This is a genomic window from Gordonia rhizosphera NBRC 16068 (assembly GCF_000298195.1).
Lineage (GTDB): Bacteria > Actinomycetota > Actinomycetes > Mycobacteriales > Mycobacteriaceae > Gordonia > Gordonia rhizosphera.
This window is the reverse complement of the sequence record NZ_BAHC01000018.1, coordinates 66997-91330: the sequence shown is the minus strand read 5'-3', so window position 1 is coordinate 91330 and position 24334 is coordinate 66997. Positions and strand designations below refer to the sequence as shown.

Below are 24334 nucleotides of genomic sequence, written 5' to 3'. Positions count from 1 at the left end.
CCTCGTCGTCACGACCCCGCAGCAGGCGGCGGCCGAGGTCGCCGAACGGGCCGGCGCCATCGCACTGCAGACCCGACAGAAGATTCTCGGTGTCGTGGAGAACATGTCCTGGCTCGAGCTGCCCGACGGCACGCGGATGGAACCCTTCGGGTCCGGAGGCGGTGCCAAGGTGGCCGAGCGTCTGACCAGAGCGGTCGGCGCACCCGTCGAACTGCTGGGTCAGGTACCCCTCGAGACGGCCCTGCGTGAAGGTGGGGATGCCGGTGAGCCGGTGGTGCTGTCGGCCCCGGACTCGCCGTCGGGGTCGGCGCTGCGCGCCATCGCGGAGAAGCTGGCGGTCCGCCGGCGCGGCCTGGCCGGTATGAGCCTGGGTATCGACACCACCCGCCACACCTGAGCCCACGACTTCTGAAGCCACCTCGGCTGCGGCACTCGACGGTCGTCCGCCGAGTGCCGGTTGGTCCGCGAGTGGCACGCCGGCTGCCGGCATGGTCGTGAGACAGGTGCTGGTGGCGAGCGACGACCCGGCAGGCGGGGGACGAACCGGGAGATCTTCTACGTGGCGTCCCAGTCGGTGACGGAGCGGCGACGGGGGGCCTGGGGCGTGACGTCGCCGGTGGTGGCGGGGGCCGCCGGGGGGTCCGTCGGCACGGGCGCGGAGACCGGCTTGATCGGGGGCGTGTCGGTGCTCGACCGGTCCACCGTGGTGGCATCGAGGCCGAGGGTGAACAGCGAATCGTCGCCGTCGAGCAGGTGCTTGGTCACCATCGCGCGCGGTGTCATCCCCCGCAGTTCGTTCAGTTCGGCCAGCGGTTTGCGCAACTCGTCGAAGTCGGGACCGAGTTCGTCTTTCAGCTGGTCGGTCGCCCCGGTGGCGTAATCGCGCACCTGCCGTAGCGACTTCATCGTCCAGGACACCGCGCCGGGAAGGCGGTCGGGCCCGAGGATGATCAGCCCGGCCGCCAGCAGGACGGCGATCTCACCCCAACCGATACTGCTGAACATCTCGTCTTCCCCGTCGCTCGAACCCGGATTCCGCCATCAGTCGCTCTGCGGCGTGATGTCTCCATCGAATGTACGGCCATCGCGCCAGTACGTGAACGGGACCGCCTCGCCGATCTTCGCGGTCCGCACGGCGACGGTCAATTCGTCGGCGCTCTCGATCGGGCGGCCGTTGAACGAGGTGATCACGTCGTCCTCGCGCACCCCGGCACGGTCCGCGGGCCCGCCGGCCACGACGTTGCGGATCTGCGCGCCGAGCACCCGGTCGTTGCGGACCGAACTCGCGTTCACACCGATCTGCGGGTGGTCGACCTTGCCCTGCCGGATCAGCGTCTCGGCGATGGGTATCACCTGGTTGATCGGGATGGCGAAACCGAGACCGATCGATCCGCCGCCGGGTACCAGTCCGGCGGTGTTGATGCCGACGACCTCGGCAGCATCGTTGACCAGCGGACCACCGGAGTTGCCGGGATTGATCGCGGCGTCGGTCTGGATTGCGTCGATCACCGCGTCGGTGTCGGATTCGGCATCCGGCCGCAACGGCACGGGCCGGTTCAGCGCGCTCACGATGCCGCTGGTCACCGTGCGATCGAGACCCAGCGGTGAGCCGAAGGCGACCACTTCCTCGCCGATCTGCAGGGTGTCGGAATTGCCGAGCGTCGACACCGTGGGGTTGTCGACGTTGTCGACCTTGAGGACCGCCAGATCGGTCTTGACGTCGCGCCCGACGATCCGTGCCGGAACCCGGGTGCGATCGAAGAACACGACCTCGAGTTTGGCGTTGCGGTCGTTGGCCGCCATCGAGATGACGTGATTGTTGGTGACGATGTAGCCGTCGCGGTCGATGATGAATCCGGACCCGGTCCCCACCGCGCTCGAGGTACGGACGTCGATGGCGACGACCGACTTCTCGACGGCGCGGGCCACCTCGGCAACGGGCGATCGCGGAGCGTCGCCGCGGCCGTCGGCAGTGGACAACTCTACGGAATCCGAGTTCAGCGGTGCCACGACCTCGGCGGTCCACCGGCCGACGAGACCACCGAACACCCCGATGAGCAGGGCGAGCACGCCGAGGGTGGCAAGCGCGTGCCAGGCGACTCGCCGACCGAACAGCACGTCCGTGACCCCGAGTCTCGGCCCCGGATCGGTGGGTTCGGCCTGTGTCGGGGTGGCGAGCGCCGGCTGATCCATGGCGGCGATGCTCTCCGGGTCCCGCCACGGGTCGGCCGGTGAGTCCGGGGTATCGGGTACCCCGTAGGCCGCGAGCGGATCCCGTTGCAGAGTGTCCGCTTCGCCCTCGGGTCGGCCGAATGCCTCGGCGAGGACGGGGTCGGGTGGGGCGATCTCGGGTGCGGGTCCCCGCCGATCAGAATCCGGAGATTGGTCGAAGGACCCCCGCACACCGTCGGGACGGCCGAAAACCGCGGCCGTCTCCGGTGAGATGGCCGCATGCCGTGACGTGGCCGGAGCCGACGCGCCCTCGGCGCCGTCGACGGATCGCTCGAGGGCGTCCTCCCCGGTCTTCTGCCCTGTCATGTCCACGTGTCAGCGGCCCCGCCACCGGCTCATCCGCGCGCGAGTGCTCGGCTGGACGGCCTGATCGGGTGTGACGCCGCGATCGGCCCCGGTGACCGGGAATCCCGGCGCCTCCATCGGGCTCGTGCGGCCGTCGCGGTGCCACGGCGTCACGTCGTCGCGCCGATCTTCGGTATCGGCGACATCGATCTCCTGCGTCGGGATCTGGCTGAGCTGACCGAGGAGCGTGGCGGGTATCGACACGTCACCGGCCGACCGCAGGCGGGCGCGCGCCGACATCTGCGCGTCGACGGCCGCCATGCATTCAGGGCACAGTGCGAGATGCTGCGTAGCCCGTGTATGGGCTGTCACACCGAGCTCACCGTCGACGAACGCGGCCACGGCCTCGGCCGCGAGATGTTCGGTCGGCGCGAACCGTCGGCCGCCGGCCATGCCCGGCGCGCGATAGGTGCGATTGGGAGAGAACGACGCGGTGACCGGCGACCAGGTCGCCGGGTTCCAGGCCGAGCGACGGCGTCCGCGGAGATTCGACGCTGACGGCGGGTTCTCGTCCCATCCCCCCGAGGTGGTTCGACCTCGGTTCATCTCCATCTGACGCTCACCTCTTCCACCAAGCGGTCGTCGCCCGCATGGTCTTCCGGACCCAATGTGTATGCGGGGCGACAACCCAGCCTATCCGAAGGTCCCAACGATGTCGGGGCGGCTGCGGTTCCCGGGGAATCTCCGGGTGATCGATACCGACTACCGGGTGCTGCCGACCGCGACCGACCGGCTACCCGTGTGTCCCTTCGCCGCGAGGTGGTCGCGGATGGTCTGCCGGCCGCGGTGGATCCGGCTTCGGACGGTGCCCAGCTTGACGCCCAGCGTCGTCGCTATCTCCTCGTAGGACAGACCCTCGATGTCACAGAGCACGACGGCCGCACGGAACTCAGGGGGCAGCGCGTCGAGCGCATCCTGCAGGTCGGGATCGAGGTTCGCGTCGTGGAAGATCTGCTGCGGATCGGGCGTGTCGGCAGGCACCCGGTCGTACTCCTCGGGCAGCGCCTCCATGCGAATCTTGCTACGACGACGCACCATGTCCAGGAACAGGTTGGTGGTGATGCGATGCAGCCAACCCTCGAATGTGCCGGGACGGTAGTTCGACAACGACCGGAAGACCCTGATGAAGGTCTCCTGGGTGAGATCCTCCGCGTCGTGTTGATTGCCCGACAGGCGATAGGCCAGGCGGTACACGCGATCGGCGTGTTCACGCACCAACTCATCCCAGGACGGCATCAGGGTCTCGTCACCAGTGGCATCGAACCCGGCCGTCCCCGACGGGACGACATCTGCAGACCCCAGCGGATCAGTCATTCGGTGGCCTAGTTTCCTCTCCCCGACATCGCAGCCGATGTCGGATGTTCACGTCGGTAAACCTCATCAGGCGCGGCAGTATTCCCTCTCTGCCCGCGTACCTAGAACCCTCTCCCATCGTGGTGTGGTCGCCGTATGAGACACCTGAGGTTTCGCTGAGGAAGTGAACGGGCGTGCCAAGCTGCCCGCAAATGACGCCTGACCACGGAATTCACGTTCGGCTGGCGCGCCGCCCACGCTCGGGTCGGAATCCGACCTACGCTCGGGGAATGACCGATTCATCAGGGGGTTCCCGACCGACGGCACCGGCGGGATCCGCCGCCCTCCACGACTACGCGGAGTCGGCGATCGTCGAGGACGACGCCCTGGTGGCGGCGCGGGCCCGCGCCGACGAACTCGGTGCCACCGCGGTCAGTCCGGCCGTCGGCGCCCTGCTGGCCCTGCTGGCCCGCGCGACCGATGCGCGCGCCGTCGTCGAGATCGGTACCGGGGCCGGCGTCAGCGGGCTGTGGCTGCTGGCGGGCATGGCGTCGGACGGCGTGCTGACCACGATCGACCCCGAACCCGAGCATCATCGCGCGGCTCGACTGTCGTTCGCGAGCGCCGACATCGCGCCGGGTCGCACCCGACTGATCAACGGTACCCCCACCGAGGTCCTGCCGCGTCTGTCCGACAACTCCTATGACCTGGTGTTCGTCGACGGACCGCTCATCCATCATCCCCGTCATGTCGCCGAGGCGATCCGGATGCTGCGCCCCGGCGGTGTGGTCGTGGTGCACAACGCCACCGCCGATGGCGCGGTGGCGGACACGACCCGTACCGATCCTCCCGCAGCGGCCGCCCGCGCGGCGGCGATGTTGATCGCCGACGACGAGCGTCTGCTGCCGGTGGTGATCCCGCTTGGTGCCGGCGTCCTGGCCGCCGCCAAGGCGCGCTGATCGACGGACCGTCGGCCACCGCACTCAGACGTCGGTGGAGAACCGAATCCCGTGGTCGGGGATCTGAATCCCCGGCCACACCCGGGCACCGCGGAGCAACTCGCAGCGCGCGCCGATATCCGCGCCGTCGCCGATCACGGTGTCCCGGATCAGGGCCCGTGGACCGACCCGCGCCCCGAACCCGACGATGCTGCGCTCCACCACCGCGCCGGCCTCGATGACCGCACCGTCGAAGACGACGGCGCCGTCGAGTCGCGCACGAGGACCGATCTCGGCGCCGCGCCCCACCACGGTCCCGCCGATGAGCACCGCTCCCGGACCCACTCCGGCGCCCTCGTGGACGAGTGACTCGCCGTGCCGGTCGCCCAGCGCCGGCGACGGTGCGATGCCGCGGACCAGGTCGGCCGAGCCGCGCACGAAGTCCTCCGGTGTCCCCATATCGCGCCAGTAGGCGTGGTCGACGTGTCCCTGGATGTGCCGGCCCTCGGCCAGCAGCTTCGGGAACACCTCGCGTTCAACCGAGACCGGGCGGCCGGGCGGGATCTCCTCGATCACCGAGCGGCGGAACACATAGGTGCCGGCGTTGATCTGATCGGTCGGCGGGTCCTGGGCCTTTTCCAGAAAGTCGGTCACCCGGCCGTTCTCGTCGGTCGGCACACAACCGAAGGCGCGCGGATCACCGACCCGCACGAGGTGCATGGTGACATCCGCCCCGGAGCTTCGGTGGGTGGCGAGCACGTCACGGACGTCGGTGCCGCCCAGCACGTCGCCGTTGAACACCAAGATGGTGTCGGCGGTCAGCTCGTCGAGCACGTTGCGGATCCCGCCACCGGTACCCAGCGGCTCCTCCTCGGTGACATAGCGCAACCGCAGGCCGAGTTTGGAGCCGTCACCGTAGTACTCGGAGAAGACGTGGGCCTGAAACGACGTGCCCAGTATGACGTCCTCGACCCCGGCCTGCCGGATCCGCGACAGCAGGTGGGTGAGGAACGGGACTCCCGCCGTCGGCAGCATCGGCTTGGGCGCCGACAGGGTCAACGGACGCAGCCGCGTTCCCTTGCCGCCGACGAGCACCACCGCCTGCACGGCAGGCGGGACCTCGGTTCCCTCGACCAGGTTGTCACTGACCACCGGTTCCTCCTCGATTGTTGTCGGTAGTGCGCCGCGCCGCGATGACCGCCACCCGGGAGCGCACCGCGAGCCCGACTCGCAGCGCCAGTCGGATCGGCGCCCGCAGGATGCCCGGATTGCGATCCGCCTGGAACCGGTACGCGCTCTGGTGGTGCGCGGGCAGCATCTTCTCCGGATTGCGACCTGCCGCGTGTCCCTTGGTGTGCACGATCTCCGCGCTGGGTACATAGACGTTGAGCCAGCCCGCTCTGCCGAGCCGGTCACCGAGATCGACGTCTTCCATGTACATGAAGTAGCGCGAGTCGAATCCGTCGATCGAGTCGAAGGCGGCGCGCCGGACCAGCAGACACGAACCCGACAGCCACCCCACGGGTCGCTCACTGGGGGCCGCGTCGTCGGCTCGGTAGGCCGTGGTCCACGGATTGGACTTCCAGATCGAACCGAACAGCGCGTGTCCCGCGCCGGAGATGAGGTCGGGGACCCGGCGAGCCGAGGGGTAGACCGAGCCGTCCGGCTCACGGATCAGCGGGCCCAGCGAACCGGCCCGAGGCCAGCGCCGTGCGGCGGCGAGGAGTTCGTCGAGACAGCCCGGTCCCCACTCGACATCCGGGTTGGCGATCGCGATGAACTCCACGGCGGGGTCGACCTCGGTGACGGCACGGTTGATCCCGCCGCCGTAGCCGATGTTCCCGCCGGTGTGGATCAGGGTCACGTTGTCGAAATCCTGCTCGGCGGCCTCCGGGGCGCCGTCGGTGGAACCGTTGTCGGCGATGACCACGTGCGGCACCGGAGCCGACGTCGCCTTCTCCAGGCTCCGCAGGAACGTCGACAGGTGCTCCCCCGACGAATAGGTCACCGTCACGACGGCAAGCTGAGCAGTCACCGGGTCAGGGTAACCAACGTCGCGCGCACTCGGTGTCGCACGATGCGCCGACATCACCCGACTCCCGCGCCGGCGGAGTGCACGGCCGCGTGCAGCGCCTGCCGCCAGTCCCGCAGCGGAGTCAGGCCCGCGGCCGCCCACGACGACCCGGACAGCACCGAAAACGCCGGTCGTGGGGCCGGACGCGGGAAGTCGGCGGTGGTACACGGCCGAACCCGGGCGGGATCGGCGCCCAGCTCCTCGAACACCGCCCGCGCAACCTGATTCCAGGTCACCGCTCCGGCATTTGTGGCGTGTACCACCACTCCGCAGGTCGTGGGACCGGGGCCGGCGGCAATGAGCTCGGCCAGCCCGGCGGCCAGGTCGAGTGCGTAGGTCGGCGATCCGGTCTGGTCGTCGACGACGCTCAGCTCGTCGCGCTGCGATTCCAGCCGGCGAATGGTCCCCACGAAATCGGGGCTGTCGGGCCCGCCCGTGTAGACCCAGGCGGTCCGGACGATCGTGGTGCGGGGGTCGGCGGCCATCGAAGCGCGCTCACCGGCCAGCTTCGACGCGCCATAGACCGTCTCGGGTTCACCGGTCGGCTCGTCGGGTTCGTACGGGACCGTCCGTCGCGGGGCGTCCGCGGTGGCTGCGGCGCCGGCGAACACGTAGTCGGTGGAGATGTGGATCAGCCAGGCACCGGCCGCTGCGGTCGCGCGCGCGAGGTTGGCCGGTCCGTCCCGGTTCACCGCGAAGGCGCGCCCCACGTCGGTCTGGGCGCCATCGACGTTCGTGTACGCCGCACAGTTGAGCACCACGTCGCCGGGACCGAGATCGGTCAACGCGCGCGCCACCGACGCCGGGTCGGTGATGTCGATCTCGGCGGAGGTTAATGGGCGCAGCACCCAGGACGGGTTCGGGCGCGCCTGCACGGCCGCACCCAACTGCCCCCCGGCGCCGACCAGGTACACAGTCGGACTCATGGCACACATCGTGCCGTATGCGTGTGGCGCTCGGGCGGCGGGGCGGTGATCGGAGTCTCGGGACACCGCTCGGCGTTGCGGCCGTGATTTCGGAGTTCACTTCAGTAGCCTTGCGTCAGTACAGCAACACCAGACACGCCGATCTCATGAACAACGGCACACACTCGTGTAACACGCGCAACGCGCGGTGGACACTCGCGCCGAAGTTCGCCGACGACGAAAGGGATTGCCCCTCCGTGGAGTCTCGACCCGACGGTGCCCGCCGACGATCCGATGGTCGCGCACAGCCCGACGAGCCCACCGGTGGTCGCGCACGACGCGCGCAGCCACCGGCATCGGGACGTGCGTCCGACCAGCCCCGTCGTCGCCGCCCGCCCGCCGACTCCCGCGACCCGCGCGACGGCGAACGCCGCAGCCCCGGGGAACGTCGCAGCCCGGGGGAACGCCGCACGCCCGGCGAACGCGGTGTTTCCGGGGATCGACGCAGCCCGGCCGGCGAAGGTCGCCGGTCTGCTCCACCCCCGCGGCGCCGCCCCTCCGGAGCCGACGACGAGACCAGGCGGGCGTCCGGGGAGATCCACAAACGCCGCCGCGGCGACGATCGCGCCGCACCCCCGGCGGCGGCCCGTCGCCGTCGACCCCAGGGCGACTCGGCACCCGGCGAGCCCCGGCCTCGTCGTCGCCCCGAACGGGCGGGCCCCGCCGACGCCGCACGGACCGCCTCGACCGGGCCACAGAACACCGGGCCACAGAACCCGGCACGATCCCCGCAGCCCGCGCCCGCGAAACGCCGGTGGTCGTGGCGGTCGAAAACCGCCCGGACGGGCGTCGGCCGCGGGCTGATCGCGCTGCTGTCACTCTCGGTGCTGGTGTGCACCGGGTACGCATGGAACAGCGTCAACAGTCTGAACTCCAACATCACCCAGCTGGCCGGCCTGCCCCTCGGCGGCACGAAGGACGGCGCGGTCGACATCCTGCTGGTCGGCATGGACTCACGCACCGACGCGAAGGGCAACCCGCTCTCGGCGAAGGAGTTGCGCTGGCTGCGCTCCGGCGACCAGGTCACGACCAGCACCGACACCATCGTGCTGATCCGTATCCCCGATGACGGATCGTCGGCGACCGCGATCTCGATCCCGCGCGACTCCTACGTCGAGGTCCCGGGGATCGGCATGTCGAAGATCAATGCCGCCTACGGCGCCACCAAGGAAGGCGTCCGACGCCGTGAGGTCGAGGCGGGCACCCCGGAAGCGCAGGCCGAACACGACGGCACGCTGGCCGGACGCAAGGCCCTCATCGACACCGTCGCGACACTGACCGGGGTGAAGGTCGATCACTACGCCGAGGTCGGCCTGCTCGGTTTCGCCCTGCTGACCAATGCGGTCGGCGGCGTCGACGTCTGCCTGAAGAACCCGGTGAACGAGCCGTTCTCGGGCGCACGCTTCACCGCCGGACGCCAGACGCTGCGCGGCCCGCAGGCGTTGAGCTTCGTCCGGCAACGCCACGACCTCCCCCGTGGGGACCTCGACCGCATCACCCGCCAGCAGGTGTTCATGGCGTCGCTGACCCAGAAGATGCTGTCCGCGCAGATGTTGACCGACCCGGGCAAGCTGTCCGAACTCCAGAATGCGATCTCCCGGTCGGTGGTCATCGACGACGACTGGGATGTCCTGAAGTTCGCCGAGCAACTCAAGGACCTCAGCGGCGGCCGCGTCAAGTTCGCCACCATCCCGGTCGTCACCGAGCAGGGCTGGAGTGAGGACGGACAACAGAGCGTCGTCGAAGTCGACCCCAAGCAGGTGCAGGCCTTCACCGAAGGCCTCCTCAACAAGCAGCAGGCGAGCGCCGGCAGCGTCGACCGTGCCGACTACACCGTCGACGTGGTCAACGCCGGCACCATCGACGGGCTCGCGTCGAATGTGTCGAACATCCTGACCAACAAGGGGTTCCAGACAGGCAAGACCTCCAGCGGAGCGGCCGACGACCGTGACTCCGTCGTCTACGCCCACGCCGACGACGCCGGCGCACGCCTGCTGGCCAAGGAACTCGGTGGTGCGCCGGTGCGCGTCGACCCGTCGTTGCCAGAGCGGCGCCTGCGGGCCGTCCTCACCAACACCTACGAGGGGCCGGGTTCGATCAGCGACACCGGGGCTCAGGCCGACAGCACGCCGGCCGTCGAGCAGGTGGCCGCAAACCGTCCGCCCATCACCGCCGGCACCGACGGCCCGACCTGCGTGAACTAGACACACCACGAGGAGGCGCTGACCCGATGACCGCCGGATCGATCACCGACGCCGTATTCGGCGTCCTCGAGGACTGGACCCAGCCCCTGCTGACCCACTACGACCACGAGTCCGGGGAGCGGACCGAACTGTCCGGCGCGACCCTGGGCAACTGGGCGGCCAAGTCGGCCAACTTCTTCGTCGACGAGGCCGGGTTCGACTCGGGCGACATCCTTCTCGTCGACCTGCCCGAGCACTGGCAGACCGTGGCGATCCTGCTCGGCGCCTGGTGGGCCGGTGCGCGCGTCGTGCTGCCCGAGGACGACCCGGATCCCACGACGGTCCTCGCGGTCGTGACCGCACGGGACCGCATCGACCACTACGACGACGTCGACGAGGTTCTCGTCGCCTCGCTCGACCCGTTCGCGCTGGGGGTTCGCGACCTCCCGATCGGTGTCACCGATTTCGCGACGGCCGTCCGCGCACACGGTGACCGGTATTCGCCGCGCACGGCGGCACGCGGCCCGGTGCTCGACGACGCCACGACCGAGGTGGTGCTGGCCGGCGCCGCTGCGGCCGCGCAGGCCGACGGTGTCGGCGCCGGCGATCGTGTGCTGACCCTACGGCCGTGGCGCGCGACGTCGGAGATCGTCACGAACCTCCTGGCGCCGTTGGTCGCCGGCGCCTCGCTGATCACCGTCGCACACGCCGACGAGGCCAAGATCACCGACCTCGCGAGCACCGAACGCGCATCGGTCGTGTTGCGCTGAGGGGCCTCGGCCTCAGCAGGGCCAGTTGATGTCGCACCTCCCGCAATCGGCCGTCGTACGGCATCCTCGTACGCATGAAGATGCCCATGACGGTCGCGCGATTCAACAAGGTGGTCACCAACCCGATCCAGCGCCAGTGGGCGCCGAGGTTCGCTCCCTGGGCGATGATCGAACACGTGGGACGAAAATCGGGCACCAAGTACTCGATCCCCGTGTTGGCCTGGGTGGACGGCGACCGCCTCTCCATCGTGCTGACCTACGGCCGCCACACCGACTGGGTCCGCAACGTCACCGCGGCCGGCGAGTTCGGACTGATCCGGAAGTCCAAGCACTACAAGGTGGTCCGGCCGCGGATCATCCCGTCGGATTCACCCGACGTCGCTCGCGGAGCCCGAATCCCCGCTCGCCTCTTCGATTCCGTCCTCATCGGGACGATCGTCGACGGCTGATCAGGAGACGACAGACATGACAAACGACTCTCTCGACGACTTCACCGCACGAGAGGTCACCGTCTCGGACACGACCCGGCGCGTCTACTCACAGGGCACCGGTCCGGCCGTGATCGTGATCGCGGAGATGCCCGGGATCACCCCGAAGGTGGCCGATTTCGCCCGGAAGGTCGCCGCGCGCGGTCTGACCGCCGTGATGCCGTCGCTGTTCGGGGTGGACGGCCAGGACCCGCGACCGGCGAATCTCGGCAGGATCGGGACCGCGCGGACGATGGTCGGAACCATCGCGAAGGCCTGTATCAGCCGCGAGTTCACCGTACTTGCCACCGGGAAGACCTCACCGATCGCGGACTGGTTGCGCGGTCTGGCGGCGCAGGAGCACGAACGCTGCGGAGGTCGGGGCGTCGGCGCGGTCGGGATGTGCTTCACCGGTGGATTCGCTCTGGCCATGGCGACAGACGACCGACTGCTCGCGCCGGTCATGTCGCAGCCCGCGCTGCCGTTCGCGATGACTCCGTCCCGCCGAAGGTCGATCGGTTTGAGTGACGCCGACCTGACTCGCGTGACGTCGCGCTGTTCCGCCGGTCTGCAGGTGATGGGCCTACGATTCGAGGGCGACCGCGGGGCACCGAGACAACGATTCGAGTTCCTCCACGAGCAGCTCGGTGACGCCTTCCTCGCGGTCGAACTCCCCGACTCCGCGGCGAATCCGGATTCGATGCTGTCGCAGCCGCATTCGGTGCTGACCGAGGACCTCATCGATGAGCCCGGACAGCCCACCTACCAAGCGCGGGAACAGGTCCTCGACTTTCTCGTTCAGAGGTTGTTGGAAACGCCACCGGAGCAGTGAGGCGCCCCCGGATCCAACCCGGTCTAACCCAGCCCGAGGAGTTTGCGGCGCAGCGCTTCGTCCTTCTCCAGCACCATGGCCTCCAGCCCGCGCTGGAAATCCTCCATCCGCGAACGCAATCCGGCATCCGACGACGCGAGGATACGCACCGCGAGCAGTCCGGCGTTGCGTGCGCCGCCGATCGAGACGGTGGCCACCGGCACCCCGGCCGGCATCTGCACGATCGACAGCAGCGAGTCCATACCGTCGAGAGTCCGCAGCTGCACCGGCACACCGATCACCGGCAGCGGTGTCGCCGACGCGACCATACCCGGCAGATGTGCGGCGCCACCGGCTCCGGCGATGATGACCGAGATCCCACGTCCGGCCGCACCGGCGGCATAGTCGAGCATGCGTTGCGGGGTCCGGTGCGCCGAGACCACACCCACTTCGAAGGGCACCTCGAACTCCGCGAGCGCCTCCGCGGCGGCCTCCATGGTCGGCCAGTCGGAGTCGCTGCCCATGATCAGCCCGACACGTGGGCGGGGCGCCTCCGTGGTCGCGGTGGTCGTGTCTGCCGTCTCGGTCATGAGTGCGGATCCCATCCATCGGTCCATTCGGCACGCGACATCCACTGAGCGGCACGCTCGGCGCGTTCCCGGACATCGTCGACCGAATCGGCTGGGGTACCAACAATGTTCACGTGCCCGATCTTTCGGTCGGGTCGTTCACCCTTACCGTACAGATGCACCTTCGCGTCGGGCATCCGTGCCATCAGGTGATGCAGCCGTTCGTCCATGGACATCGTCGGCGCGTTGTCGGCGCCGAGGATGTTCGCCATCACCGTGACCGGCGCCCGCGATGTGGTGTCGCCGAGCGGATAGTCGAGCACCGCACGGATGTGCTGTTCGAACTGCGAGGTGACCGCGCCGTCCATGGTCCAATGCCCGCTGTTGTGGGGACGCATCGCGAGTTCGTTGACGACGATCTCGCCCTGGTCGGTCTCGAACAGCTCCATGGCCATCACCCCGACGACACCGAGTTCGTTCGCCAGTCGCAGCGCCATCTGCTGGGCCTGTTCGGCGACGTCGGTGGGCAGCCCGGTGGCCGGGGCGATCACGACCGCGCACTGGCCCTTGCGCTGAATCGTCTCCACCACGGGCCACGCGGCGCCCTGACCGAACGGCGACCGCGCGATCATCGCCGACAACTCCCGCCGCATCGGCACCTTCTGCTCGGCGATGAGCCCGACACTTCCGTCGGTCTGGTCGAAGACGTCCAGCGCCTCGTCGCGGTCGTCGAGCAGCCACACTCCGCGCCCGTCGTAGCCGCCGCGGACCGCCTTGACGACGATCTGCCATCCGTGCCGCTCACCGAAGTCGATGAGCCGGGTGCGCGCGGCGTCGTGATCACCGGCGAGGTCGACGAAATCCGGTACAGGCAGTCCCAGCTCCGTGAGGCGACGTCGCATGGCGAGCTTGTCCTGCGCGTAGTGCAGGGCCGCCGACGGCGGACGTACTGTCACCCCATCTGCCTCGAGCGCCTGCAGATGCGCGAGTGGCACGCCCTCGTGGTCGAAGGTCAGTGCCGTCGCTCCCTGCGCCGCGGACCGCAGGGCCGACAGGTCGTCGTGCGAGCCGACCACGACGTCGGCACTGACCTGGGCCGCGGGGTCGCTGCTGCTGACGGCCAGGACCCGCAGGCACTGACCCAGCGCGATCGCCGCCTGGTGGGTCATGCGCGCCAGCTGGCCGCCCCCGATCATCGTCACGGTGGGCATTTCGGAACTCACGCGACACATCGTGGCACGAACGCGACATCATTCGCACATGAGCGCCCGCACAGGCTACTCATGGGTTCGGTTTCGTACACTCGGACCTTGTGCCCAACATCGACGAGCTGGTCGCTCGACTTCCCGAGCCGGTTCACCGGCTGGTCTTGCGCCACCACGAGCTGATCAAGTTCGCTCTCGTCGGCGGCACCACGTTCGTTTTCGACCTGGCGATCTTCTATGGCCTGACGTTCACCGTCCTGGAGGCGAAGCCGGTGGTCGCCCGTATCATCTCCGGAACGTTGGCGACGATCCTCAGCTACATCCTCAACCGGGAGTGGGCGTTCAAGAACCGCGGCGGACGGGAACGTCACCACGAGGCGCTGCTGTTCTTCGCGATCAGCGGGATCGGCGTGATTCTGGCGGCCGCGCCGCTGTGGCTGGCCAACAATGTCTTCGACATGCGGTCCAACCTGTCTCTCGTCGAACTCGCGGTCGTCGATTTCATCCTCGGCTTCATCATCGGCAACATCCTGCAGATGGGCTTCCGGTTCTGGGCCCTGCGGAAGTTCGCGTTTCCCGTCGAGCAGTTACGCGGGGGCGATGCGGGTTCCACGGACCTGTATCCGACCGCGCAGGAACTCAGCGATGAGGAACTCGGTCACGCGTGACGCGTGCCGGATGAGCTTTCGCGGTGCCCGCGGGTCCGACGCCGTTCGGGTCCGGGTCGTCCCCGTCGGGGTCAGGAGCGTCGGTTGCCTGCGCGGCCGGCACGACGATGGCGAACACCGGTGGGCGGCGCGCGGTCAGGTCGAGTCGCCCGCCGTCGGCCTCCACGAGTGCCCGCGCGAAGGACAGACCGACACCGGTGCTGCGGCCCGCGGAGAACCCGCGCCGGAAGATCAGACTCACCAGCGCGTCGTCGACGCCGTCGCCCTCGTCGGAGACGGTGATCCGCAGCATCTCCCCCGACGGAAGGTCGTCGACGGCGATCCGGCAGGTACCCGCACCGTGCTGCAACGCGTTGTCGACGAGGACGCTGAGCGCTTCGCGCAGCCGGCCGGGACGGGCGCTGAGCGCGGTCGGCCGCCCCGAGAATGTGGCCGAGATCTTTCGTCCGTCGGCCGCGAACGCGGCCTTGAAATCGCCGACCAGCGTGCGAACCATGTCCTCGACATCGATCGTGCTCGGCGTCGCGGGATCATTCCGGGAGGCGGCCACCATCTCGTCGAGTTCGCGCGAGAGCCGTTCGACCTGTTCGAGCGCCGCCTCGGCCTCGGTGACCACCGCAGGGTCGTCGTGCAGAGAGAGTTCGTCGAGCCGCAGCTGTATCGCGGTGAGCCGGGACCGCAGCTGGTGGGAGACGTCGCCGACGATCTCCCCCTCACGCTCGAGGCGCAGCGCGATCTCCGCGTTCGCGTCGTCGAGGGCACGTGACACCCGGTCGAGTTCGCTGATGCCATAGGACTTCCACTCCGAACGGAAGTCGCCTTTGGCCATCGCGGCGGCCCGCCCCGCGAGATCGATCAGCGGGTCGGCGACGCGACCGGCGGTGACGGCGGCGACGATGGTGCCCGTGGCGATCGACCCGGCGACGACCACCGCGACGATGCCCACCGCGGCGAGCTGATCATCGCGAACCTGGGCCATCGGGATCTCCAGCAGCAGCGATCCGGCCTGGCCGAGCGCAATCGACTCCTTCATCGAAGCGCCCTCGATCGGAACCCCGACAACGGTCTGCGCCTGCGCTCCTCCCGACACCGGGTACCGGATGGTCAATCGCCCGTTCTCCGGCAACAGCAGACGAAACGCCTCGGTATCCAACGAGCCCGGGGCGACGGTGCCCTCTTCTCCCTCCGCACGGATCAGCTGGTCGGAGATGAGCTTGAGCCGGTAGTCCAGCGTCTGGCGGGCGTTGTCGGCGACCCACCACCACGCCACCACCGACAGCGGAATCCCCAGCAGCAGGCCGACCGCCACGATCATGGCGATCATCGTGTTCAGGATTCGGCGCCGCATGAAGTCTCCCGACCGTCGCCGATCACGGATCGAATCGGAAGCCGACACCGCGCACCGTGACGATGTGGCGGGGCCGGTCCCGCTGGTCGTCGCCGATCTTGCGACGCAACCACGAGATGTGCATGTCGAGTGTCTTCGACGACCGCAGGTCGGCTGATCCCCAGACCTCGGTAAGGATCTCGTCGCGGCTGACCACCTGGCCCGAGCGCTCCATGAGGAACCGCAAGAGATCGAACTCCCGGTTGGCCAGCACGAGGTCCTCGCCGTTCACCAGGACGCGCCGACCGCGGGTGTCGAGTTGGATGTCACCGCCGTCGAGGACCTCGTCGGTACTCTGCTGCCGGCGCAGGAGGGCTCGGACCCGGGCCAGCAGTTCGGCGAGGCGGAAGGGTTTCCCGACGTAGTCGTCGGCGCCGGCATCGAGGCCGACGACGAAATCCACCTCGTCGGTGCGTGCGGTCAACATGAGTACGGCCAGCTGTGGACGGGCGACCCGCACCCGCCGGCACACCTCGAGACCGTCGATCTCGGGCAGCCCGAGATCGAGGATCAGCAACTCGAAGCGACTGTCGAGGGCCCGATCCAATGCCTCGGCACCGTCGGTGACCACCTGACATCCGTAGCCCTCGCGCGTGAGGGCCCGCGCGAGCGGCTCGGCGATCGCGGTGTCGTCCTCGGCGAGCAGTACGTCGGTCACCGTCCCACTCCTTCGTCGAACCGCGTGTTCTCGTCACCCGGCAACTCGTCTTCGTCCTCGTTGATGTCGAGAACCTCGTGATACAGCAGCGCATGCACCCGTTCGACCTGCGGGATGTCGTCGAAGGAGAGCGGATCGTCGGAGGCCGACTCGATGATCAGGGTGCCGGTCCTCAGGAGCCGATCGATCAGACCGTGCCGGAACTCGACGGTGTTGATCCGCCGGATCGGGATGTCGATGCCCGATCGGGTGACGATCCCGTTGCGGAAGATCACCCGCCGATCGGTGAGCACGAAATGCGTCGATTTCCACGAGATCAGCGGCCGCAGGAAGTACCAGATGAACCCGAGTACCCAGGCCACCCCGACCACGATCAGCAGCACCATCGTCGTCGTCGACCCCAGCTCGGATCCGCTGATCATGCCGGCGAGCACCCCCGCGACCGCGGTGATCACCAGGAACAGCAGAAACGGCCCGATCAGGCATTTCCAGTGCGGATGCCGGTGCAGCACGATCTCCTCGCCGGGCGCGAGGTTCTCCCGTGGGTAGGACATGAAATCAGCTTAATCCGAGCCGGCCGACTGGCCCCCGATCCCACGATGTGCGGTGGGTAGACTTCCGACCAGGCGACATCTCTAGAGACGCAAGCGGTACGAGGTCAGGAAGACGTATGAGCTACCAGGATCCCCGCGACCCCCGCGATCCGCGGACCAGGCGATACGAGTCGGGATACCCGGAATCGAGGGCGTACAGCCACCACGATCAGGAACCCACCCGGTACTCGCCGAGCGGCCGGTACCAACCCGAGCCGCAGCGCCCCCGGCTGGGCCCCGACATCAACCCGACGATGTTCGTGGGTGGGGTCGTGATGACCGGAGTGGTCACCGGCCTCGCCGCGTGGCTGGCTGCCTGGATCATCCGGGCAATCGTCGAACGCATCAACGAGGCCGGCCGTTTCGGGGTGTGGAATCCGCTGGCGCGCGACGAGATCTGGTTCGCGGTGATGGGGTTCCTGTGTGCGCTGGCCGCCGGCGCCCTCTGGTACGTGTTGCAGCTGATCACGCCGTCACCCGACCAGTTCTACCGCTGGATCGTCGCACTCCTCATCGCCGCCGCCGCCATCATCCCGCTGGTGTTGTCGGTCGAGGTGTCGGTGGGCATCGCCACGGCGGTGCTGCACCTGATCATCGGGGTCCCGGTGCTCGTCCTGATACCCACGATGGGTCACAAGAGCATCAACACCGGCTGACCGCGCCGATCGGGCGGCCGACTCAGTCGGCCGCCCGCAGATGGGTGACATCACCGGCTGAGGCCACCACCTCGCGTCCGTCCGCGTCGACGACGATCCGGCCGGCGGTGTCCACGCCGATGGCGGTGCCGATCACCTCCTCGTCGTCCGGCAGGGTCAGCCGGACGCGTCGACCGACGGTGTCGCTGCGGTCGCGGTAGATCTCGGCCAGCCGCGTCACGTCGTCGGGCCAGGACTCGAGCAGGTCGGCGAGCGCTCGCAAGAACGCATCCGCGAGGTCGGTCAGCGACACCTCGGTCCCGGTCACGATCGCCAGCGACGTCGCGGTCGGCACCGGCAGCTGCTCGGGGGTCATCGAGGTGTTGATCCCGATACCGATCACGGCGATCCCGCCGCCGGGTGCGGTCGTGAACTCCGACAGGATGCCGGCCACCTTCCGATCGTCGATCAGCACGTCGTTGGGCCACTTGAGGGTCGGGCGCACCCCGGCCACACCCTCGATAGCGGTCACCGCGGCGAGCCCCGCGATCAGCGACAGCCATCCGAGATCCTCGGTCCGGTCGCCGACACGCACCGCCGCCGACATGGCGAGTTGGCCGCCCGCGGGCGCTTCCCACACCCGCGTGTGCCGACCGCGTCCGGCCGTCTGGTCGGTGGTCATGCGGACCGTCCCGGCGACGTCGCCGACGGCGGCGCGCGCCACGAGATCCGCGTTGGTCGACCCGGTGGACCCGACCACCTCGATCGTGTGCCATCGCGTACCGCTCAGTCGCTCGGTGAGAACAAGAGGATCGACGGTGTGGTCAGTCATGTCGGAAACGCTACTGCGCGACCGGCGACGCCACGTCGGGAACCGCGCGGATCGGTTCCCGACCGATCGCTCGGGAACCTGAGGGATATCTCACGTTGGTCCTGGTTGACGTGGCTCACACCAGGGTCGTTAGCATCGTTGTTCATGACGACAGCTTCGCGCGACGATGACGCAGCCCCCGATATCCACACCACAGCGGGGAAGCTCGCCGACCTGCGCAATCGCCTCGAGGAGATCCAGCACCCCGTCGGCGAGGCCGCGGTCGAGAAGATCCACGAGCGGGGCAAGCTCACCGCCCGCGAACGCATCACCCATCTGCTCGACGAGGGCTCGTTCGTCGAGCTCGACGCCCTGGCGCGCCACCGCAGCACCAACTTCGGCCTCGCCGAGCGTCGTCCCCTCGGCGACGGTGTGGTCACCGGTTACGGCACCATCGACGGCCGCGAGGTCTGCATCTTCTCCCAGGACGTCACCGTTTTCGGCGGTAGCCTCGGCGAGGTCTACGGCGAGAAGATCGTCAAGGTCATGGACCTCGCGATCAAGACCGGCCGACCGCTGATCGGTATCAACGAGGGCGCCGGTGCCCGTATCCAGGAGGGTGTCGTCTCCCTCGGTCTCTACGGCGAGATCTTCCACCGCAACGTCCGCGCCTCCGGTGTGATCCCGCAGATCTCGCTGATCATGGGCCCCGCCGCCGGCGGCCACGTCTACTCGCCGGCGCTGACCGACTTCGTCGTCATGGTCGATCAGACCAGCCAGATGTTCGTCACCGGGCCCGATGTCATCAAGACCGTCACCGGCGAGGACGTCACGATGGAGGACCTCGGCGGAGCCAACACCCACATGACCAAGTCGGGTGTGGCCCACTACGTCGCCTCCGACGAGGAGGACGCCCTCGACTACGTCAAGGAACTGCTCGGTTACCTGCCGAGCAACAACCGGGCCGAGGCCCCGCGCCTTCCCGTCGCGCAGCCGGCGGCCGGATCGATCGAAGAGACCCTCACCGACGAGGACCTCGAGCTCGACACGCTGATCCCGGACTCCCCCAACCAGCCCTACGACATGCACGAGGTCATCAAGCGCATCCTCGACGACGACGAGTTCCTCGAGGTGCAGACCGAGCGCGCGACGAACATCATCGTCGGCTTCGGTCGCGTCGACGGGCGTAGTGTCGGCATCGTCGCCAACCAGCCGACCCAGTTCGCCGGCTGCCTCGACATCAACGCCTCGGAGAAGGCCGCGCGCTTCGTGCGCACCTGCGACGCCTTCAACATCCCGATCGTCACCCTGGTCGACGTCCCCGGCTTCCTGCCCGGCACCGACCAGGAATACAACGGCATCATCCGGCGCGGCGCCAAGCTGCTCTACGCCTACGGCGAGGCCACGGTCGGCAAGATCACCATCATCACCCGCAAGGCCTACGGCGGCGCGTACGACGTGATGGGTTCCAAGCACATGGGCGCCGACGTGAACCTCGCGTGGCCGACCGCGCAGATCGCGGTGATGGGCGCGTCCGGCGCGGTCGGGTTCGTCTACCGCAGCCGCCTCAAGGATGCCGCCGCCAAGGGTGAGGATGTCGACGCGCTGCGCCTCGAACTGCAGCAGGAGTACGAGGACACCCTCGTCAACCCCTATGTCGCCGCCGAACGCGGTTACGTCGACGCGGTGATCCCGCCCAGCCACACCCGCGGCCAGGTGGCCACGGCGCTGCGTCTGCTCGAGCGCAAGATGGTCACCCTGCCCCCGAAGAAGCATGGGAACATCCCGCTGTGAGTGACGACACGACTACCGTGACCGAGAACGACACCGAGCCGACCGCGGCACCGCTGTTGAGCATCGTCCGTGGCAACCCGACCGACGAGGAGGTGGCGGCGCTGGTGACGGTCGTCGCCGCGGCCGCGAGTTCATCGGGCAGCGCCCCGGCCGACGAGGGGCCCCGCGACGACTGGGGTCGTCCCGAGGACCGGTTGCGGCCGATCTGGGGTGCGCCCGGCAGCTTCACCAACCTGAGGTGGTGACCACCACCTCGGTGGTCCTCGGGTCCGCGTCGCCGGCCCGGCTGCGGGTGCTGCGCGAGGCCGGCCTGGACCCGCGGGTGATCGTCTCCGACGTCGACGAGGACGCCTTGCTGGCGACCCTCGCCGGCGTCTCCCCCGCCGACATCGTGGTGCGGCTCGCGGACGCGAAGGCCGATGCCGTCGTCGCCGAGGTCCTCGCCTCCGGCGACGACGCGTCCGATGTCGTCGTCCTGACCTGCGATTCGATGTTGCTGCTCGATGGACAGCTGACCGGGAAGCCGCACACCGCCGACGCGGCACGGGCGCAGTGGCGACGTATGCGTGGGCGGTCGGCCGAGCTGTTGACGGGACACTGCGTCTCGCGCGTCGGGTCCACGACGATGTCGTCGCGTGCACACGCCTCGGCCGCCACCACGATCCACTTCGCCGACATCGACGACGCCACCATCGACGCCTACGCCGCGACCGGTGAACCCTTGTCGGTCGCCGGGGCATTCACACTCGACGGTCTCGGGGGCTGGTTCGTCGACGCCATCGACGGCGACCCGTCGTCGGTGATCGGCATCGGTCTCCCCACTGTGCGCAGACTCCTCACCGACGTCGGCGTCGACGTGACGTCTCTGTGGCGCCCGGTGTAACGATGCCGACACCCCGCAACACCGCCCACCGCACGCGGACAGGCCAGGTGACTCGGTAGGCTCGTCTATCGACACCACAGCTCGAATCCTCCGGGTCACCGGTGGGTTCGCCACCATTCCTGGGAGGGACCGCAGTTGAGCGTTGAGACCGATCCGAATCCGGCGTTCGCCGCCTACGCACACCCGGAGCGTCTCGTCACCACCCAGTGGCTGTCCGCCCACCTCGGCAGCAAGGGACTGAAGATCATCGAGTCCGACGAGGACGTTCTCCTCTATGACATCGGCCACATCCCCACCGCGCAGAAGATCGACTGGCACCTGCACCTCAACGACCCGATCACCCGCGACTACATCGACGGTGAGCAGTTCGCCGAACTGATGCGCAGCAAGGGCATCGAACGCGACGACACCGTCGTCATCTACGGCGACAAGAGCAACTGGTGGGCCGCCTACGCCATGTGGGTGTTCACCCTCTTCGGTCACCAGGACGTCCGTCTGCTCGACGGTGGGCGCGACGCCTGGATGTCCGAGGACCGCGACACCTCCTTCGACGTCCCCGAGTACCCGCGATCGGACTACCCGGTGATCGAACGTGACGACACACGGATCCGGGCGTTCGCGGCCGAGGTCCTCGGCGTGCTCGGCGAGCAGCCGCTCGTCGACGTCCGGTCGCCGCAGGAGTACACCGGCGAACGTACCCACATGCCGGACTACCCCGAGGAAGGGGCGTTGCGCGGCGGGCACATCCCCACCGCGCTCTCGATCCCGTGGGCCCAGGCGGCGGCCGCCGACGGGCGCTTCCGCCCGCGCACCGAGCTCGAGGAGGTCTACGGCGGGCTCGACCCCGAGACCCCGACGATCGCCTACTGCCGGATCGGGGAACGCTCGAGCCACACCTGGTTCGTGCTCACCTACCTGCTGGGCTTCTCCCACGTCCGCAATTACGACGGCTCGTGGACCGAGTGGGGCAACGCGGTGCGGGTGCCGATCGCGATCGGACCGGAGCCGGGATCGGCTCCGGCGCCGAGATGAGCCTGCCCGCCACCCTCGCCGAGATCGTCGACGACTTCGGCGCGGTGAGCGATGCGGACAAGGTGACCATGCTGCTGGAGTTCTCGCGGGAACTGCCCGACCTGCCCGACCATCTCCGCGAGGAGGCCATGGAGCCGGTTCCCGAATGCCAGTCACCGGTGTTCGTGTCGGTGGACGCGTCCGACCCGGGGGCGGTCCGGCTGCACTTCAGCGCGCCGCCGGAGGCTCCGACGACCCGCGGTTTCGCCTCGATCCTGCAGCAGGGCCTCGACGGTGTACCCGCCGATGACATCCTCGCGGTGCCTGCGGACTTCTACCACGATCTAGGGCTCGGCTCGGCCGTCAGTCCGCTACGCCTGCGCGGCATGGCTGGGATGCTCGCACGAATCAAGAACCAGGTCCGCACCCAGACGGGTGCGGACCCGGGCGCGTCGCCGACCCCGGCATGAAGTTCATCCAGATCCGCGAGGAGTCGATCGAGCCGGGTGGACTCGTCGAATGGATGCCGTATGTGCCCGGTGGGCTCGGTGCGTGGAGTCACGACTCCCGGCTGACCTCCCACAACCACGAGCAGCACCTGCGGTCCGCGTTCGACTATCGGGTCCGCACACGACGCGAGGGTGGACGCGAATCCTGGTTGGGTCTGTCGATCGAGTTCGACGAACCGCTGTCGATCCCGGCGATCCGGACGACCCTGACCCGGTGGATCGACCGCCACGAGGTGCTGCGCAGCCATGTCGTCATCAAGGGTGACGGCCTGCAGCGGCTGACGACCGCCCCGGGCACGGTGAAACTCAAGATGGGTCGCATCGGGTGGTACACCCAGCCGGGTCCACTCGTGGAGCAGATCGCCGGGGCGTTCGACCGGGCCACCGCCCCGCTGCACTGGCCGGCCTATCTGTTCGCGACGGTGGGACGCGAGGAGTCGTTCACGCTGCTCTTCGCCGCCGACCACTCGCTGGTCGACGGCTACTCGCTGATCATGGCGCAGGAAGAGCTGTACCGGATCTACCGGTCGGTGCGCGACCACACCGACCCGCAGCTCCCCCCGGTGGGCAGCTACGTCGACTTCAGCGCCGAGGAACGTCGCCTCGCCGACCAGACCGGCGCGGACCATCCGGCCGTGGCCACCTGGGCGCAGTTCCTGCGGTCCGGCCGCGGCAATCTGCCCGCGTTCGCCTACGACCGCGAGCCCGCGGACCGCGACGCCACTGTCTTGACGGCGACACCGGACACCGAACAGGCGCCCGCCCAGCAGTCGATCACCGGGATGATCGTCGACGACGACGCGGCGAACCGGTTCACCGCGGTCTGCTCGGCGGCCGAGGGCACGCTGACCGCCGGGGTGCTTGCGGCCTTCGCCATGGTGTACCACCAGCACACGGGCGACCCGGAGTTCCGATGCGTCCTGCCCCGGCACACCCGTAACGACGCGCGCTGGCTGACCTCACTGGGTTGGTTCGTCGCGGTGGCACCGTTCTGCATCGACGTCTCGGACTCCCCCACCTTCGATCAGGCGATCTCGCGGGCCACGGCCGAACTCAAACGGGCCCGCCAGGGGGCGTCGCTGCCCTTCCTGCGGGTGGCCGAGTTGCTCGACGAGACGACCGGGCCGCAGTTCGTCATCTCGTTCATCGACACCCGCTTCGCACCCGGCGCAGCGGAGGCCGACGCGGGTCGGGCCAAGGTACTCCGCAGCCACAGTTACGCACCGCACGAGGTCTACATCTGGGTCAACCGGACGCCGGCCGGGATGCGGGTCTCGGCACGTTTCCCACCGGAGGAATCCGGTGGCGACACCGCAGCCGTCGCGCCGGCGGACGGAGTGAACAATCCCACTCCCGAACCCGGCTGGGACAGCGAGGTCGGCGACGGCGCCGGGCCCGTGCATCGCTACCTGCGGGATTTCACCCGACTCGTCCGAGAAATCGGCGACACCAGCGCGTTTGGTACCCGGGAGTAACCCCCGGGTACCACCGAACGATTGCTCGGTGAGCTAGGGTAATGCCCGGAACACGCGA

General features: G+C 68.8%; 27 protein-coding genes. 14 read left to right on the top strand and 13 right to left on the bottom strand.

Features of this window, described 5'->3' with window-relative positions:
- Nucleotides 1–397 (top strand): P-loop NTPase (locus GORHZ_RS01740; RefSeq protein ID WP_006329781.1); only part of this gene is annotated, 397 nt, incomplete at its 5' end.
- Between the two features lie 158 nt (nucleotides 398–555).
- On the opposite strand, the gene tatB is transcribed toward GORHZ_RS01740, so the two are convergent.
- The 4 genes from tatB to sigE form a co-directional block, all read right to left on the bottom strand.
- Nucleotides 556–1005, bottom strand: a complete 450-nt coding sequence (gene tatB, locus GORHZ_RS01735) for a Sec-independent protein translocase protein TatB (RefSeq protein ID WP_006329768.1) — start codon at nucleotides 1003–1005, stop codon at nucleotides 556–558.
- Nucleotides 1006–1041: 36 nt separating this feature from the next.
- The gene (locus GORHZ_RS01730; protein ID WP_083877162.1) at nucleotides 1042–2538 is read right to left on the bottom strand and encodes a trypsin-like peptidase domain-containing protein; all 1497 of its coding nucleotides are present in this window, start codon (nucleotides 2536–2538) and stop codon (nucleotides 1042–1044) included.
- A 9-nt stretch (nucleotides 2539–2547) separates the two neighbouring features.
- Nucleotides 2548–3129, bottom strand: coding sequence for a hypothetical protein (locus GORHZ_RS01725; RefSeq protein ID WP_006329766.1), 582 nt, complete (start codon nucleotides 3127–3129; stop codon nucleotides 2548–2550).
- Nucleotides 3130–3279: 150 nt separating this feature from the next.
- Nucleotides 3280–3891, bottom strand: coding sequence for an RNA polymerase sigma factor SigE (gene sigE / locus GORHZ_RS01720; protein WP_006329765.1), 612 nt, complete (start codon nucleotides 3889–3891; stop codon nucleotides 3280–3282).
- Between the two features lie 269 nt (nucleotides 3892–4160).
- On the opposite strand from sigE, the gene GORHZ_RS01715 reads away from it, so the two are divergent.
- A complete protein-coding gene (locus GORHZ_RS01715; protein ID WP_006329764.1) occupies nucleotides 4161–4829 on the top strand; it encodes an O-methyltransferase in 669 nt (222 codons plus the stop codon).
- 24 nt (nucleotides 4830–4853) lie between these two features.
- Here the strand turns inward: GORHZ_RS01715 and manB are convergent, their stop codons facing one another.
- The 3 genes from manB to rfbD are packed head-to-tail and all read right to left on the bottom strand — an operon-like array spanning nucleotide 4854 to nucleotide 7817.
- Nucleotides 4854–5960 (bottom strand): mannose-1-phosphate guanylyltransferase, encoded by a 1107-nt coding sequence (gene manB / locus GORHZ_RS01710; protein WP_006329759.1) that lies wholly within the window; start codon nucleotides 5958–5960, stop codon nucleotides 4854–4856.
- Complete coding sequence (locus tag GORHZ_RS01705) at nucleotides 5950–6843, bottom strand: glycosyltransferase family 2 protein (RefSeq protein ID WP_006329753.1); 894 nt, start codon at nucleotides 6841–6843, stop codon at nucleotides 5950–5952. The genes manB and GORHZ_RS01705 overlap by 11 nt, the downstream gene beginning before the upstream one ends.
- 53 nt (nucleotides 6844–6896) lie before the next feature.
- Nucleotides 6897–7817 carry a dTDP-4-dehydrorhamnose reductase gene (gene rfbD, locus GORHZ_RS01700; RefSeq protein WP_040529701.1) on the bottom strand — a complete coding sequence of 307 codons (921 nt, stop codon included), beginning with the start codon at nucleotides 7815–7817 and terminating at the stop codon, nucleotides 6897–6899.
- Nucleotides 7818–8044: 227 nt separating this feature from the next.
- On the opposite strand from rfbD, the gene GORHZ_RS01695 reads away from it, so the two are divergent.
- The 4 genes from GORHZ_RS01695 to GORHZ_RS01680 all read left to right on the top strand — a co-directional run bounded on the left by GORHZ_RS01695 (nucleotide 8045) and on the right by GORHZ_RS01680 (nucleotide 12099).
- Nucleotides 8045–10051: an LCP family protein gene (locus GORHZ_RS01695; RefSeq protein WP_040529713.1), complete on the top strand. Its 2007-nt coding sequence runs from the start codon at nucleotides 8045–8047 to the stop codon at nucleotides 10049–10051.
- 26 nt (nucleotides 10052–10077) lie between these two features.
- Nucleotides 10078–10800: a TIGR03089 family protein gene (locus GORHZ_RS01690; RefSeq protein WP_006329749.1), complete on the top strand. Its 723-nt coding sequence runs from the start codon at nucleotides 10078–10080 to the stop codon at nucleotides 10798–10800.
- A gap of 74 nt (nucleotides 10801–10874) precedes the next feature.
- Entirely contained in the window at nucleotides 10875–11249 is a 375-nt protein-coding gene (locus tag GORHZ_RS01685; protein ID WP_040529700.1) for a nitroreductase family deazaflavin-dependent oxidoreductase, read from the top strand.
- Between the two features lie 16 nt (nucleotides 11250–11265).
- Complete coding sequence (locus GORHZ_RS01680; protein ID WP_006329747.1) at nucleotides 11266–12099, top strand: dienelactone hydrolase family protein; 834 nt, start codon at nucleotides 11266–11268, stop codon at nucleotides 12097–12099.
- Between the two features lie 23 nt (nucleotides 12100–12122).
- Here GORHZ_RS01680 and purE read toward each other — a convergent pair whose 3' ends face one another.
- Together purE and GORHZ_RS01670 are read right to left on the bottom strand one after the other, a co-directional pair.
- Nucleotides 12123–12668, bottom strand: a complete 546-nt coding sequence (purE, locus tag GORHZ_RS01675; protein ID WP_040529711.1) for a 5-(carboxyamino)imidazole ribonucleotide mutase — start codon at nucleotides 12666–12668, stop codon at nucleotides 12123–12125.
- On the bottom strand, nucleotides 12665–13879 hold the full coding sequence (locus tag GORHZ_RS01670; RefSeq protein ID WP_083877159.1) for a 5-(carboxyamino)imidazole ribonucleotide synthase: 1215 nt from the start codon (nucleotides 13877–13879) through the stop codon (nucleotides 12665–12667). The genes purE and GORHZ_RS01670 overlap by 4 nt, the downstream gene beginning before the upstream one ends.
- Nucleotides 13880–13959: 80 nt before the next feature.
- Here GORHZ_RS01670 and GORHZ_RS01665 point away from each other — a divergent pair, with 80 nt between their 5' ends.
- Entirely contained in the window at nucleotides 13960–14520 is a 561-nt protein-coding gene (locus GORHZ_RS01665; protein WP_006329738.1) for a GtrA family protein, read from the top strand.
- Here the strand turns inward: GORHZ_RS01665 and GORHZ_RS01660 are convergent.
- The 3 genes from GORHZ_RS01660 to GORHZ_RS01650 are packed head-to-tail and all read right to left on the bottom strand — an operon-like array spanning nucleotide 14492 to nucleotide 17119.
- The gene (locus GORHZ_RS01660) at nucleotides 14492–15868 is read right to left on the bottom strand and encodes a sensor histidine kinase (RefSeq protein ID WP_006329736.1); all 1377 of its coding nucleotides are present in this window, start codon (nucleotides 15866–15868) and stop codon (nucleotides 14492–14494) included. The two genes, GORHZ_RS01665 and GORHZ_RS01660, sit on opposite strands and share 29 nt — an antisense overlap.
- Nucleotides 15869–15890: 22 nt before the next feature.
- On the bottom strand, nucleotides 15891–16565 hold the full coding sequence (locus GORHZ_RS01655; protein ID WP_006329729.1) for a response regulator transcription factor: 675 nt from the start codon (nucleotides 16563–16565) through the stop codon (nucleotides 15891–15893).
- Nucleotides 16562–17119, bottom strand: coding sequence for a PH domain-containing protein (locus GORHZ_RS01650; protein WP_006329728.1), 558 nt, complete (start codon nucleotides 17117–17119; stop codon nucleotides 16562–16564). The genes GORHZ_RS01655 and GORHZ_RS01650 overlap by 4 nt, the downstream gene beginning before the upstream one ends.
- Nucleotides 17120–17235: 116 nt before the next feature.
- Here GORHZ_RS01650 and GORHZ_RS01645 point away from each other — a divergent pair, with 116 nt between their 5' ends.
- Nucleotides 17236–17814, top strand: a complete 579-nt coding sequence (locus GORHZ_RS01645) for a hypothetical protein (protein WP_006329727.1) — start codon at nucleotides 17236–17238, stop codon at nucleotides 17812–17814.
- Nucleotides 17815–17836: 22 nt separating this feature from the next.
- Here GORHZ_RS01645 and GORHZ_RS01640 read toward each other — a convergent pair whose 3' ends face one another.
- On the bottom strand, nucleotides 17837–18625 hold the full coding sequence (locus GORHZ_RS01640; RefSeq protein WP_006329726.1) for a biotin--[acetyl-CoA-carboxylase] ligase: 789 nt from the start codon (nucleotides 18623–18625) through the stop codon (nucleotides 17837–17839).
- Nucleotides 18626–18769: 144 nt separating this feature from the next.
- On the opposite strand from GORHZ_RS01640, the gene GORHZ_RS01635 reads away from it, so the two are divergent.
- The 6 genes from GORHZ_RS01635 to GORHZ_RS01610 all read left to right on the top strand — a co-directional run bounded on the left by GORHZ_RS01635 (nucleotide 18770) and on the right by GORHZ_RS01610 (nucleotide 24276).
- The gene (locus GORHZ_RS01635; protein WP_006329724.1) at nucleotides 18770–20398 is read left to right on the top strand and encodes an acyl-CoA carboxylase subunit beta; all 1629 of its coding nucleotides are present in this window, start codon (nucleotides 18770–18772) and stop codon (nucleotides 20396–20398) included.
- Nucleotides 20395–20643 (top strand): acyl-CoA carboxylase subunit epsilon, encoded by a 249-nt coding sequence (locus tag GORHZ_RS01630; RefSeq protein ID WP_006329723.1) that lies wholly within the window; start codon nucleotides 20395–20397, stop codon nucleotides 20641–20643. Before GORHZ_RS01635 ends, GORHZ_RS01630 begins: the two co-directional genes overlap by 4 nt.
- On the top strand, nucleotides 20637–21281 hold the full coding sequence (locus GORHZ_RS01625) for a Maf family protein (RefSeq protein ID WP_006329716.1): 645 nt from the start codon (nucleotides 20637–20639) through the stop codon (nucleotides 21279–21281). Before GORHZ_RS01630 ends, GORHZ_RS01625 begins: the two co-directional genes overlap by 7 nt.
- 135 nt (nucleotides 21282–21416) lie before the next feature.
- Nucleotides 21417–22313 (top strand): sulfurtransferase, encoded by an 897-nt coding sequence (locus GORHZ_RS01620; protein WP_006329714.1) that lies wholly within the window; start codon nucleotides 21417–21419, stop codon nucleotides 22311–22313.
- Nucleotides 22310–22762, top strand: coding sequence for a SufE family protein (locus GORHZ_RS01615; protein ID WP_006329713.1), 453 nt, complete (start codon nucleotides 22310–22312; stop codon nucleotides 22760–22762). Before GORHZ_RS01620 ends, GORHZ_RS01615 begins: the two co-directional genes overlap by 4 nt.
- A complete protein-coding gene (locus GORHZ_RS01610; protein ID WP_006329711.1) occupies nucleotides 22759–24276 on the top strand; it encodes a condensation domain-containing protein in 1518 nt (505 codons plus the stop codon). The genes GORHZ_RS01615 and GORHZ_RS01610 overlap by 4 nt, the downstream gene beginning before the upstream one ends.
- Nucleotides 24277–24334 lie beyond the last annotated feature (58 nt).